This is a genomic window from Serratia sp. Ser99 (assembly GCF_024519545.1).
Classification (GTDB): Bacteria; Pseudomonadota; Gammaproteobacteria; order Enterobacterales; family Enterobacteriaceae; genus Serratia; species Serratia liquefaciens.
Window position 1 is genome coordinate 12,357 of sequence record NZ_JALJRT010000008.1, and the last position, 11,983, is coordinate 24,339.

Annotated in this window: 12 protein-coding genes; 6 read left to right on the plus strand and 6 right to left on the minus strand. The window is 53.3% G+C overall.

The features are described 5' to 3' along the window. A complete protein-coding gene (locus tag NR114_RS16320; RefSeq protein ID WP_020827736.1) occupies positions 1–789 on the plus strand; it encodes an ABC transporter substrate-binding protein in 789 nt (262 codons plus the stop codon). A 69-nt stretch (positions 790–858) separates the two neighbouring features. Here NR114_RS16320 and tmaR read toward each other — a convergent pair whose 3' ends face one another. From tmaR to NR114_RS16335, 3 genes are all read right to left on the minus strand, one after another. Next, a complete protein-coding gene (tmaR, locus tag NR114_RS16325) occupies positions 859–1,176 on the minus strand; it encodes a PTS system regulator TmaR (RefSeq protein ID WP_020827737.1) in 318 nt (105 codons plus the stop codon). Positions 1,177–1,337: 161 nt separating this feature from the next. Continuing rightward, the gene (locus NR114_RS16330) at positions 1,338–2,405 is read right to left on the minus strand and encodes an FUSC family protein (RefSeq protein WP_256813483.1); all 1,068 of its coding nucleotides are present in this window, start codon (positions 2,403–2,405) and stop codon (positions 1,338–1,340) included. A gap of 99 nt (positions 2,406–2,504) precedes the next feature. After that, complete coding sequence (locus NR114_RS16335) at positions 2,505–3,272, minus strand: N-acetylmuramoyl-L-alanine amidase (RefSeq protein ID WP_256813482.1); 768 nt, start codon at positions 3,270–3,272, stop codon at positions 2,505–2,507. A 214-nt stretch (positions 3,273–3,486) separates the two neighbouring features. Here NR114_RS16335 and NR114_RS16340 point away from each other — a divergent pair, with 214 nt between their 5' ends. Then, a complete protein-coding gene (locus NR114_RS16340; RefSeq protein ID WP_020827740.1) occupies positions 3,487–4,233 on the plus strand; it encodes a helix-turn-helix transcriptional regulator in 747 nt (248 codons plus the stop codon). A 40-nt stretch (positions 4,234–4,273) separates the two neighbouring features. On the opposite strand, the gene NR114_RS16345 is transcribed toward NR114_RS16340, so the two are convergent. Next, positions 4,274–5,383 (minus strand): SDR family oxidoreductase, encoded by a 1,110-nt coding sequence (locus NR114_RS16345; RefSeq protein WP_115060990.1) that lies wholly within the window; start codon positions 5,381–5,383, stop codon positions 4,274–4,276. Positions 5,384–5,640: 257 nt separating this feature from the next. Here NR114_RS16345 and NR114_RS16350 point away from each other — a divergent pair, with 257 nt between their 5' ends. The 3 genes from NR114_RS16350 to sbcB all read left to right on the plus strand — a co-directional run bounded on the left by NR114_RS16350 (position 5,641) and on the right by sbcB (position 7,649). Further along, positions 5,641–5,847, plus strand: coding sequence for a hypothetical protein (locus tag NR114_RS16350; protein WP_020827742.1), 207 nt, complete (start codon positions 5,641–5,643; stop codon positions 5,845–5,847). 79 nt (positions 5,848–5,926) lie between these two features. Next, complete coding sequence (locus NR114_RS16355; RefSeq protein WP_020827743.1) at positions 5,927–6,121, plus strand: DNA polymerase III subunit theta; 195 nt, start codon at positions 5,927–5,929, stop codon at positions 6,119–6,121. A gap of 100 nt (positions 6,122–6,221) precedes the next feature. Beyond that, the gene (gene sbcB / locus NR114_RS16360; RefSeq protein ID WP_020827744.1) at positions 6,222–7,649 is read left to right on the plus strand and encodes an exodeoxyribonuclease I; all 1,428 of its coding nucleotides are present in this window, start codon (positions 6,222–6,224) and stop codon (positions 7,647–7,649) included. Positions 7,650–7,702: 53 nt separating this feature from the next. On the opposite strand, the gene NR114_RS16365 is transcribed toward sbcB, so the two are convergent. Both NR114_RS16365 and NR114_RS16370 read right to left on the minus strand, forming a co-directional pair. Further along, the gene (locus tag NR114_RS16365) at positions 7,703–9,070 is read right to left on the minus strand and encodes an APC family permease (RefSeq protein ID WP_020827745.1); all 1,368 of its coding nucleotides are present in this window, start codon (positions 9,068–9,070) and stop codon (positions 7,703–7,705) included. A 533-nt stretch (positions 9,071–9,603) separates the two neighbouring features. Beyond that, positions 9,604–11,022, minus strand: a complete 1,419-nt coding sequence (locus NR114_RS16370) for a glutamine synthetase family protein (RefSeq protein WP_234528952.1) — start codon at positions 11,020–11,022, stop codon at positions 9,604–9,606. A gap of 394 nt (positions 11,023–11,416) precedes the next feature. Between NR114_RS16370 and puuR the strand changes: the two genes are divergently transcribed. After that, positions 11,417–11,974 carry an HTH-type transcriptional regulator PuuR gene (puuR, locus tag NR114_RS16375; protein WP_020827747.1) on the plus strand — a complete coding sequence of 186 codons (558 nt, stop codon included), beginning with the start codon at positions 11,417–11,419 and terminating at the stop codon, positions 11,972–11,974. The last annotated feature ends 9 nt before the right edge of the window (positions 11,975–11,983 follow it).

The window sequence follows — 11,983 nt, forward strand, 5'->3', positions numbered from 1 at the left end:
ATGAAAACAAAGATTAGCCTGGTTCTCCTGCTGCCGCTGGCGTTAAGTTTCGCCGTTTCTGCTGGGGAATTCAGCGGAAAAGTAATTAAACTCGGCGTGGATCCGACCTATCCACCGCTGGAATTTAAAACGCCACAGGGGGCGTTGACCGGATTTGGGGTCGATATTGCACAGGCAATGTGCGATCAAATGCAGGCCAAATGCGTTTGGGTTGAGAGCAGTTGGGATGGAATGATCCCGGGGTTGCTGGCGAAAAAATTTGACGCCATCGCCTCGTCGATGACCATTACGCCGCAGCGCCAGGCGCAGATCGCCTTCTCGGACAAGGTGTCTAATGCGCCTGCACGATTAGTGGCCCGTAAAGGCAGCAACCTGCAACCCACGGCGGCTTCGCTGAAAGGTAAATCCATTGGCGTGCAGCAGGGATCCAGTCAGGAAACTTATGCCAACGCCCTGTGGCGGCCGGCCGGCGTTAACGTGGTGTCCTACCAGAGCCAGCAGGAAGCCAATGAGGATTTGATCAACGGCCGCTTAGATGCTTCGTTGCTGGCCAGCGTCAGTGCCAGTGAGTTTTTCCACACCCCAGCAGGAAAAGATTTTGCCTTTATCGGTGCCGAACTCAGTGACAGCAAATATTTCGGTATCGGTGACGGCATTGGGCTGCGTAAAGAGGATATCGCCCTGCGTAACGCATTCAATGCTGCGCTGCAGGCGATCATCGCCAACGGCACCTACAAGAAGGTGAACGATAAATACTTTGATTTTGACGTGTACGGCGCAGGTCACTAAAGGGGCTGGAATAGGGATACAGGGAAAACAATAAAAGGGCCAGGCGAATGCCTGACCCGATAAAAACGGTTACTTCACTTCGCCCATAGCCTTCAGCTTTTTGGACAGTTCGCGGCGTTCTTTGGACAAATCGGCATTTTTGATGATGTAATCATCAACGCGATCTTCATAGTCGCTGCGCATATTGGCAATGATGCCCTGAACGTCTTCAATGCTCATGCCCGGCTTGATGTACTCGCTCAGGTTATCGAGCAGCAGCACGCGTTTTTGGTTATCACGAACTTTCTTCTCGTTGTCGACAATTTCACGCTGCAGCTTATTTTTACGTCGGAACATACGCACAAACTCCAGAACGTCCTGGAAACTCGGCTTATTTGCATTATCCATCTTCATACCCTTGCTTTAGTAATACACAGATTCATTTGCTTACGGCCACAATGGTACCAAGATACAGGTTTGTGGCGGTCAGGCACAACACTCATCGCCCTATCTTACTCACTTTGGCGTCATGACAAAAACCCGAAGCGCCCGCTTCATGATCTGACCCCCTATTCACGCCCGCTGGCGGTACACACCTTGAGCAGATCGCCCAGTTCTTCCAACTGTTGCGTCAGTTCCATGCTCAACCATACGTAGCCATAAATTGGCGCTTCGCCGTGCTGACTGAAGCTGGCCTCCTGCATCAGGGTTTTCAATTCGGCGGCAATTTCGCTCAGTTGCCCCGCCTCTGCCGACAACTGTGTCTGCGGGCCGTCACGCATCGTTACTGCCAGCGACTGCAACGAATTCAGCGTTAGCAGTTGCGCACTGCGCAGCGTTTTGGCATTCAGCATAATAAAGTGGGTTTCGCGCGAGGCCCAATAAGCGTCGGCCAGCAATTCCAGCGTACAAACCAGGTTGCGGCTCAGCGTCTGCACCGCCTCGAAAACCGCTTTGGGGATGTGGGTCTCTTTGCTGCTGGGGACAATCAGGCCGCGTAATTTAACGACCTTATTGAGCAGGTCTTTCAGCTGTGGCTCCAGCCGCGGCCGTTCTATCATATTTGGTGACAGGTAAGCGCCGTAGATCTTGCTGACGTTTTCCAGGCAATCCGCCATCTCCATACGCCACAAAATATAAGCACGTTGCGGATAAATGCTGGTGAACAGCAACGCCAACAGCGAACCCAAAATTACGTCACCGCTGCGCCACAGTGCGGTATGCATATCACCGGCCCCCGCACCGCAAACCACCGCCAGCGTGATCCCCACCAGCAGCGCCATATAGGGCCGCTTACCGAGCGTCAGATAGCCACAGAAAAACATCACCCCCCCGCACCACACCAGCATCAGCGGCAATGAGTAAAGCTCGAGATACAGGGCAATCAGCCCCGAGGCGGCGCCAAACACCGTACCTGCGATACGCTGCAACGCCCGTTGCAGCACATTGCCCCAGAACGAGATCGGCCCCATCACCACCACCAGCGTAATCAGTGGCCAGGTGCCTTCCGGCACTTCGAGCAGGCGGATCAGCATAAAGGTCAGGATAAACGCCAGCCCAATGCGCACGCCGTGCACAATGCGGTAATGGCGATAGGTCAGACGTTCGAACGAGGATATTTTTCTGTCGAGGCGCACGATGCATCCCGTTATCAGTGGCGAGAAAGAGCATCAGTTTAACGGAGGAAAGGGTTGGGAGAAAAGGCGGATAAGGCGTCCCTCATCCGCGCTCAAGCCTTAAGCGGCATATTTATCTACCAACGCGCGTAAAATGGCGGCGGTTTCGGCATCCATCACACCGTCATATTTGCGTTGACGGAAATGCAGTTGGAAGGCGCGAACCAGCTGGCGGTAACCCTCTGCATTGGTCGCCGCCGAGGTGTCGTACCCGTACCTGGCAAATAGCGCCAGTAAATCTTGCTGTGCGGGTACACCCTGGCATTGATACTCATGCTGATAACGCTGCTTCACCGCGTCGTCATACCAGGCACCGACACCGGCCAGGTACAGCTGATGCCATGGAAATTGCGGGCCGGGATCGCTTTTGCGGCCGGGGGCAATATCGGAATGTGCCACTACGTTAACCGGCGTGATATCCGGATAGCGCTGCAGAATATTTTGCGTCAATTGAGTTACCGCCGCGATCTGCTGCGGGTTAAAGGGTGGGAAAGTGATGTCTTCACCATCGCCGCTCGCCAGATTGACGATCTCAATGCCAATCGCGGTATCGTTGAGATTCGAACGATTGCCCCACTGGCTGGTGCCGGCGTGCCAGGCCCGCTCGACTTCATCGACCAGATTGAAAATCCTTACGCCGCTAAAGCCTGCCGCCTTATAGGTTGGATCTTCGGGATCCGGCACCAGATAATGGGCGCTGACCGACTTGCCGGTCAATGACTGCACCGAGTCGGCAAAATTCTGCGCGGTATAGTGCAGCACCAAAAAGCGCACCCGGTGGCCGAAGCTGGCTACCGAACGGTAGCTGTTGTAATCCATACTGAACATCGTAGATTCCTTGTGGGTTAAACACGTGTAATCCAACCACTGTAAAGGGCAAGAGTATTCGCCCCGGTTCATACTGGCGCAACTTGCAGCGCCCTACAATTCCTTCATGGACCTTGTCCGCCCGTCAATGTTTAGCCAATTGCTAAATTTAAAGCAAGCTAAATTTAGCAAAAACGATATTTACCTTTTTGCTAAAGAATGCGATCATCCGGCCATGGAAACCAAAGAAATAAGACGCAATAATTTGCGCGAGCTGATGGCCAGCTACGCCCGGCAGGGTATCAACCAGAATGATTTTGCGGTGCTGGTTGAGTCCTCTTCGCCCACGTTGAGCCAAATCAGCGGTGAAAAGTCCTCCCGTAACCTGGGCGATAATCTCGCCAGGCGGATCGAGGCCAAACTGAACCTGCCCAAGGGTTGGTTCGACGTGTTCCATGAAAAAGAATTGGTGCGCCCGTTCGATAACGTGGCGGCAGAGTCGGATTTTCAACCTGCCCGCCTCAAGCCGGTGGTGTGGGAAGATACCGAACAGGACAAGGAAGAGTTTGTGGAAATTCCCCTGCTGGATATCAATTTTTCTGCTGGCGATGGCTGTTATGAAATTGTCGATCGTGAAGAGTTTTCGCTGATTTTCCGCCGCTACTACCTGCACAAGATGGGGGTGGCGGTGAATGCCGCGCGGATCATCCGCATTTCAGGATCCAGCATGGAGCCCCGGCTGCAAGACGGCGACGTGGTGGGGATCAATACCGATGATACTCGCATCCGTGAAGGGAAAACCTACGCGATTCGCCACGGTAACCTGCTGCGGGTAAAAGTGCTGATCGAACAGCCCGACGGTGGCGTCACTATTCGTTCGTTGAACCGGGAAGAATACCAGGACGAACACCTGAGCTACCCGCAGCGTAAAGACCAATTGGTGGTGCTGGGGCGCGTTTTCTGGTCGTCTTCGTCCTGGTAATGCGAGGATGCAGCAGGCGCCGCTAACCGGCGCCGTGCTGTTATTTGAAATCCACCACCATCTGCTGCTGAATGGACAGGCCCCGGGTCGACTGCACGCAACAGGCGATGTAGTCGGTAAAACGCGGCGGTTTCGGCATGCCCAGCTTAAGGATTTTGTCATTGCTGAACCGCACGTTGAGCATGGCGAAAGATCCATACAGGCGCATCGCTTTCAGCATCAGGCGTTCATTGCACGGCCCGAAAATATCTTTGAGCTGCTTGCGCATTTTCAACAGGGCTTCATAACTGACCTGCGCATAGTGATCGCCGAGCGGAGGCTTCTCCAGCGCAGCGGCAATGGCGCGATCGATGTCCGCGAAGCTAACGCTGCTCTCTTCACCGGCGGAGATATGGTAAACGTCGTTATCCAGCGTCTCGCTGTTCAACAGCATCACCATCGCATCAGCACAGTAATCAACCGGGATCACATCGATATTGTCCTGCAGCGAGCACATAAACTTACGCAGCATCAGCGCCATGCTGAACACCCAGAAAATACTGCTGGAAGGCTGACAGCCCAGGCGAGTATGCCCTACCACGATCGAAGGACGAGCAATCACCAGCGGTAGCTGCGGGCAATGCTGACGCATGAGCTGCTCAATGGTGGATTTGGAACGGGTATATTCCACCAAATGCTCGGCCGTTTCTTCAAATTCACCGCTTTCCGCGACCAGTGAACCAGGTTCCGGTGCGCAGGACATTGCCGTTCCCACATGCAGGAAACGTTTTAATCCAGACACCTGCGCCATTCTTTTGGCGAATACCAAAGTGCCTTCCACGTTAACCTTCCAAATAAGAGGGTTATTACCGAAAGAGGCTACGGCGGCACAATTAATAACGTGCGTTACATTGTTAATCCTTGTGTCTGCTAAAAAGTCAGCTGGCTCACTCAGATCCCCCAACAATATATTTTCTATCGTGATTTTAGAAAATAGTTCGGCTTCAATATTAAACTTCTCCATATTCATCCGAATACGGTCTAGCCCCTGCTGTGCATTATCAGCTCGCACTAACAGAAGATAGTTAATCGCCTGATTTTCTTTCAGTAATTTTTCAAGCACTGCACCACCGAGAAAGCCGGTAGCGCCGGTTAACAGCAGAGTTTTCATAATGTGCACCCACATTGGTATTGAATGTTGCTGATTGTATGTGGGGGTAATTAAACGGATATTAAATAAAACTCAGTAGTCTTATCTTATCTTTTCTTAATATTATCTTAAGGAATGTTTTGAAACATCGCAGCGGTATTTGGTAACACATTAATAAAAAACAAACCATAATAAACACCGCCGTTGACAGAGCATTGATATAAACTCTGATTTAATTCCCTGGTCAATATCATTCTCTTTATCCATCAGGAGGTTTTATGAGCTATAACCAAAAAGTCTGGTTGGGCATCCTAGTCCTGTGCAGCCTTTTCTGGCTGGCGGTGATTGGTGGTGTGTTATCGGCCCATAAAGCCTTTGATCGCGCACAGTTGCAAAATCAGCAGGAATATACGGCCAAATACTCTCAGCATTATCAGGGGGCAGCGGCATCAAGCCAGCCCCTGCAGGCACGTTCACACACTTGATGCGCCTCCCCCCTGAATGGGGTAGGGACAAGCTGGGTTAAGGATCCTATGATGCCCCTATGATCACAGGGAGAATAATATGGGTCGAAAGCTGGATAGCTTGCCACAAGCAGAACGTGAAAAAATTGAAGCCGATTTACTCGCTCTCAGCGTTATTTATAACGAACGTTATGGCATCAGCCCCAACAACAACGGTGCCAGTGCCGAAGAACAAGTACCCGATTATTTACGTCCCTACTTTCGTCTGCGCCTGAACTACTACCGCAATGCGTAATGCCGCTCATTTCGGTGATTAACGCTAACGACTGCTTGGCATCGCACATCTCGCCGTTACAATAGAGCAATATTCCCTACGCCACCTGAGAGATGCGATTTTGAGCAGCAAGGCACCGGCCACATTTTATATCCACGACTACGAGACCTTCGGTAAAAGTCCCTCTATGGATCGCCCGGCGCAGTTTGCCGGTGTGCGTACCGATATGGATTTCAACATTATCGAAGAGCCGTTGGTCATCTACTGCACCCCGGCCGATGACTACTTGCCCGATCCTGAAGCGGTGATGATCACCGGTATCACGCCGCAGCTGGCGTTAGCCAAAGGCGTCAACGAGGCCGAATTTGCGCGGCAGATCCATCAGGCGTTCAGCGTGCCTGGCACCTGCATTCTCGGTTACAACAACATCCGCTTCGACGACGAAGTCAGCCGTAATATTTTCTACCGCAGCTTCTACGATCCCTACGCCTACAGCTGGCAGAACGGTAATTCGCGTTGGGATCTGCTCGATGTGATGCGCGCCTGCTATGCGCTGCGCCCGGACGGCATCGTGTGGCCAGAAAACGAAGACGGCTTCCCCAGTTTCCGGCTGGAACACCTGACTCGTGCCAACGGCGTCGAGCATGAGCATGCCCATGACGCCATGTCAGACGTTTACGCCACTATCGCCATGGCTAAACTGGTCAAACAGGCACAACCACGACTGTTTGATTTCCTGCTGCAACACCGCAATAAGCATAAGCTGAACGCCCTGATCGACATCGCAGAGATGACGCCATTGGTGCACGTTTCCGGCATGTTCGGCGCCGCGCGCGGCAACACCAGTTGGGTATCGCCGCTGGCCTGGCACCCGGACAACAAAAACGCCGTCATCATGTGCGATTTAGCCGGTGACATGACGCCATTACTGACGCTGAGTGCCGATGAACTGCGCGAACGGCTGTATACCCGCCGGGAAGATCTGGCGCCCGAACAATCACCGGTACCGATCAAACTGGTGCATATCAACAAGTGCCCGGTACTGGCGCCGGCCAAGACCTTGTTGCCGGAAAACGCCGAGCGACTGGGGATCGACCGTCAGGCTTGCCTGCAAAACTTGCAGTTGCTGCGCCAGCATCCGGAGGTGCGCGAAAAAGTGGTGGCGTTGTTCGCCGAAGCCGAACCGTTCAAAGGCTCTGACGACGTCGACGCCCGGCTGTATGACGGTTTCTTCAGCGATGCCGACAAGGCTGCGATGAAAATCATCCAGCAAACCAAGCCGCAGAACCTGCCGGCACTGGATCTGACTTTCAGCGATGGGCGCATGAAGGAGCTGTTGTTCCGTTTTCGTGCCCGCAACTACCCCAATACGCTGGACGACGCCGAGCAACGCCGCTGGTTACAGCACCGCCAGGAAGTATTAAGCGCCGAGCGAGTGCAGAGCTACGTGCTGCAACTGGAGTCGTTGTATAACCTGCATGAAGGCGATAAAGAAAAGACCGCGCTGTTGAAAGCGCTGTTTGAATACGGCAAAGAGTTGGTGGGGTAACAAAAACAATAAAGGGCGCCAAGGCGCCCTTTTTAATGCTTAGCGATAGAGACTTAAGCTACGTCTTCGCTTGCCTGCGGTACCGGCAGACGGAAGCTGCGCGTCACGAAGGCCAGATAAATCAGACCAATCGCCGCCCATACCAGACCCAACGTCATTGAGCTGGCTTCCAGATTGATCCACAGTGCGCCAACAGTTAGCGCCCCCAATACCGGCAGGATCAGGTAGTTGAAGGTATCTTTAACGGTACGGTTCAACTTGTCGCGGATATAGAACTGCGAGATAACCGACAGGTTCACGAAGGTGAACGCCACCAGCGCACCGAAGTTAATCAACGCCGTCGCAGTCACCAGGTCAAACGACACCGCAGACAGCGCAATCACGCCGACCAACAGCACGTTCAGCGCTGGAGTACGCCATTTCGGATGCACATAACCGAAGAAGCGCTCCGGGAAGACGCCGTCACGGCCCATCACGTACATCAGGCGTGAAACACCGGCGTGCGACGCCATGCCTGAAGCCAGTACGGTTACGCAGGAGAACACCAGGATCACCGACTGGAAGAACTTACCGGCCACGTACAGCATGATTTCCGGCTGGGACGCATCAGGATCTTTGAAGCGCGAGATGTCCGGGAAGTACAGCTGCACGAAGTAAGACACCACGATAAAGATGATGCCGCCGATCAATGCCGTCAGGAAGATAGCTTTCGGGATCACATTCTCTGCATCTTTGGTTTCCTCAGACAGCGAACTGATGCCGTCAAAACCGAGGAACGAGAAGCACAAAATGGTCGCGCCGGTAATCATCGGCACCACGTGCGCATTCTCAGACCAGAACGGGCGGCTGCTGATCAGCGTGCCTGCACCTTCGCCATGCGAAATGCCATTCACCACCAGGAACAGGAACACGATCATGATCGCCACCTGCACCACCACGATAATGGAGTTCAGGTTTGCTACCAGCTTAATGCCACGCAGGTTGAAAATCGTCATCAGCCCGACCAGCGCTGCCACGAAGATCCACGAAGGCACGCCCGGGAAGATGGCTTCCAGGTAAATTTTTGCCAGCAGAATGTTGATCATCGGCATGAACAGGTAGTCCAGCAGTGATGACCAGCCCACCATAAAGCCGACGTGCGGGCTGATGGCCTTCTGGGCATAGGTATAAGCAGAACCGGCGGACGGGAATTTCCGTACCAGTTTGCCGTAACTCAATGCGGTAAACAGAACCGCCAGCAGAGCAAAGGCGTACGCCGTCGCGACGTGACCATCGGTCAGGCCGGAGACGATGCCAAAGGTATCGAAGATGGTCATTGGCTGCAGGTAAGCCAGGCCCATCATCACTACCGGAACTAAAGTCAGGGTTTTACGCAGCTGTGCGCGTTGAGCCGGTGCGGCGCTGATGATGTTATCGGACATTGCGCAGCCCCCCCTTACCTTCTGCCTTGCGGAATATAGACACGCCAAGACTTAAGGTTGCGGGGAAACTTCGCAACTTGCGACTGAATTCAAAAAGAAGGGGATTGGAAGCTGGATAACGAGTCAAGGCTGCCTTGGCTGCTCCATAATCGCTGCGACCGCAGCGGAAACCGGCGGGCACCGGTGCTAAAGTGAAAAATTGCCCCATCTTTCTTATCCTCATGAGTCACGACCATAAAGTTTTGTTTGATCGCGCACGAAACTATTTATCTATCCGGATCGGTGTCCGGCCTCGCTTGGTGTATGAAACGCACAGTTTGTAGAACATAAATGCAAAAAAAATAACCGACGCGTTAAAACGTCGGCTATCTGCATTAGGGATATTTTGCACCAAAAACCCTCCTGATGACAAGATCAGGAAGGCTTCTTAAACAAATTCTTTTCGCGATCGTTCGGAAAACAACCCTTACAGGTGAATTAATCCGCTATCGTTCTATCGCACATCAAGTTAATGCCACACATTTTACGCCCCTTCAGGCATTTTTCAACATCCAATCAATCTCGGTTTCAGTCACCAGACGCTCAAATTGCATCAGTTCATCCATCTTGCAGGCATGGTAAACGTGGGCAAAACGTTCGCCCAAATACTGCGTCAAGGCTTGCTGATGCTCAAACTCGTACAGCGCGTCGCTTTGGCGAATGGGGAACGGCACCCCTTCTTGTTCAAGACCATTACCGGTCACCGGCTCAGGCAATGGCAATTCATTGTCCAGCCCGTAAAGAATGCCTGACAGGATCGTCGCCACCACCAGATAAGGGTTGGCATCTGCCCCCGCTACGCGGTATTCCACGCGATGATTCTCCGGCTCGCCGCAGGGAATGCGCAGCGCAACGGTGCGATTGTTGTGCCCCCAGGACGCCTGAGTGGGTACATACATGCCCGGCTGGAAGCGGCGAAAGGCATTCACATTGGGAGCCAGTAGCGCCATCGAGGCCGGCATCAGGGTGATCATCCCCGCCAGCGCACGGTGCAACAGCGCCGAGTCTTCGCCATCGGGTTGCACAAACAGATTATTGCCGTTGCCGTCCAGCATGCTGATATGCACATGCATGCCGCTACCGGCGTATTCCTCATAGGGCTTTGCCATAAAGGTGGCGTGCAGGTGATGATTTTCCGCCACCAGCCGTACCAGGCGTTTCAACGACAGCGCGTGATCGCAGGCCAGCAGCACGTTATCGGTATGCTGCAGATTTACCTCGAACTGGCCGGGTGACGCTTCCGCCACCGCACCGTCCGCCGGTAAGCCCTGCATCTGCGCCAGGGTGTCGATGTCGTTGAGTACTTCGGCAAAATGATTCAGATTGTCCAGCGAGTAAACCTGGCTCTGCATATTGCGCTCCTGGGTGCCGGGCGCACAGGGCGGTTGCAAATACCCCTCAGAGTCTCGCTGTCGATCAATGAGATAGAACTCCAACTCTACCGCTACCACCGGGAACATGCCGCGCTGGCGCAATGCCTGCCAAACTCGATTCAGGACATTACGGGGTTCAACGTCAAAGGGAGTACCATCTTCATCCAGCATGGTCAGCAACACCTGACCGATATTGTCCGGATCCGCCGCTGACGGCGTCAGCGTTCCTGCCACCGGCATACACACGCGGTCCGGTTCGCCCAGTTCCTGACCCAGGCCCGCCTCTTCCACCACGTTGCCCAAAATATCCATAGCGAATACCGAGGCGGGGAAGTAGCAGCCTTTTTCCAATTTTTTCAGTCCGGAGACGGGAATTCGTTTACCGCGGAAGGAACCATTCAGGTCAGTGAGCAGGATGTCGATATACTGCGTTGAGGGATGGCGTTCCAAATAGTGAGCAACCTCACGTTGGAACGCGCTACTTCGCCTCTCTTCATTATGCTGTGCAAAATTTTCAACTGCTGCGATATTGGTTTGCATACATCACCCGCCATTATGCTTTGAGAACGCTGCTGCGTCCGCCTGCCGATAGGTTCAACACATGGTCTGATTTCTCTGTAGACTGCGCCACAGCGGGCGCTCAAAATAACATCCATAATATGAAACATAGCTTTAACACAAATAGTTTGCAAATGTTACAATCCTGTTTGATTATTCGCCACCGGCTGCTAAATTGATAAAATATTGACCGAAAAGGCGTTAACACTCTTTTTACGTGCAGAATTTCGTCCGCCAGAACGGGGGTGGTCATGGGCAATATATTTTCCAATTCCGACACAACTACCGATATCATGCTGTGCCGATATCACTCAGGCAGGCACCTGATACCCATATTCATTTCTGCCTGTCGTCCCTACCAGAAGGAAGTACCGCTATGAGCGAAGTCAGCTTGGCGCCGGGTAAGCGCCTGTCACAGATCCGTCTGCAATTGGGTTTGTCGCAGCGCCGGGTCGCCGAACTGTCCGGGTTAACCCACAGCGCAATCAGCACCATCGAACAGGACAAAGTCAGTCCGGCTATCAGTACGCTGCAAAAGCTGCTGAAAGTTTATGGGCTGTCGCTGTCTGCCTTCTTTGCCGAACCTGAAGCCGCCAATGAGCCCAAAGTGGTCATAGAAGCCGAGGATCTGATTGAGATAGGCAGCCAGGGGGTATCGATGAAGCTGGTGCATAACGGCAGTCCAACGCGCAATCTGGCGATGATGCTGGAAACCTATCAGCCCGGCACCACCACCGGCGAAAAAATTAAGCACCAGGGCGAGGAGATCGGCACCCTGCTGGAAGGCGAGATCATGTTGACGATCAACGGCCAGACCCATTGCCTGACCGCCGGTCAAAGCTATGCCATCAACACCGGCATTCCACACAGCTTCAGCAATACCTCGGCGCGCGTCTGCCGCATCGTCAGCGCACATACCCCGACTACCTTCTGACCTTGTTCG

Bases quoted from the DNA above. Each gene is read 5' to 3' on its own strand.
- NR114_RS16350 (WP_020827742.1), top strand. From the start codon at position 5,641: ATGAGCTATAACCAAAAAGTCTGGTTGGGCATCCTAGTCCTGTGCAGC.
- NR114_RS16340 (WP_020827740.1), top strand. From the start codon at position 3,487: ATGGAAACCAAAGAAATAAGACGCAATAATTTGCGCGAGCTGATGGCC.
- NR114_RS16355 (WP_020827743.1), top strand. From the start codon at position 5,927: ATGGGTCGAAAGCTGGATAGCTTGCCACAAGCAGAACGTGAAAAAATT.
- NR114_RS16370 (WP_234528952.1), bottom strand. From the start codon at position 11,022: ATGCAAACCAATATCGCAGCAGTTGAAAATTTTGCACAGCATAATGAA.
- NR114_RS16365 (WP_020827745.1), bottom strand. From the start codon at position 9,070: ATGTCCGATAACATCATCAGCGCCGCACCGGCTCAACGCGCACAGCTG.
- tmaR (WP_020827737.1), bottom strand. From the start codon at position 1,176: ATGGATAATGCAAATAAGCCGAGTTTCCAGGACGTTCTGGAGTTTGTG.
- NR114_RS16345 (WP_115060990.1), bottom strand. From the start codon at position 5,383: ATGAAAACTCTGCTGTTAACCGGCGCTACCGGCTTTCTCGGTGGTGCA.
- NR114_RS16335 (WP_256813482.1), bottom strand. From the start codon at position 3,272: ATGTTCAGTATGGATTACAACAGCTACCGTTCGGTAGCCAGCTTCGGC.
- puuR (WP_020827747.1), top strand. From the start codon at position 11,417: ATGAGCGAAGTCAGCTTGGCGCCGGGTAAGCGCCTGTCACAGATCCGT.
- NR114_RS16320 (WP_020827736.1), top strand. From the start codon at position 1: ATGAAAACAAAGATTAGCCTGGTTCTCCTGCTGCCGCTGGCGTTAAGT.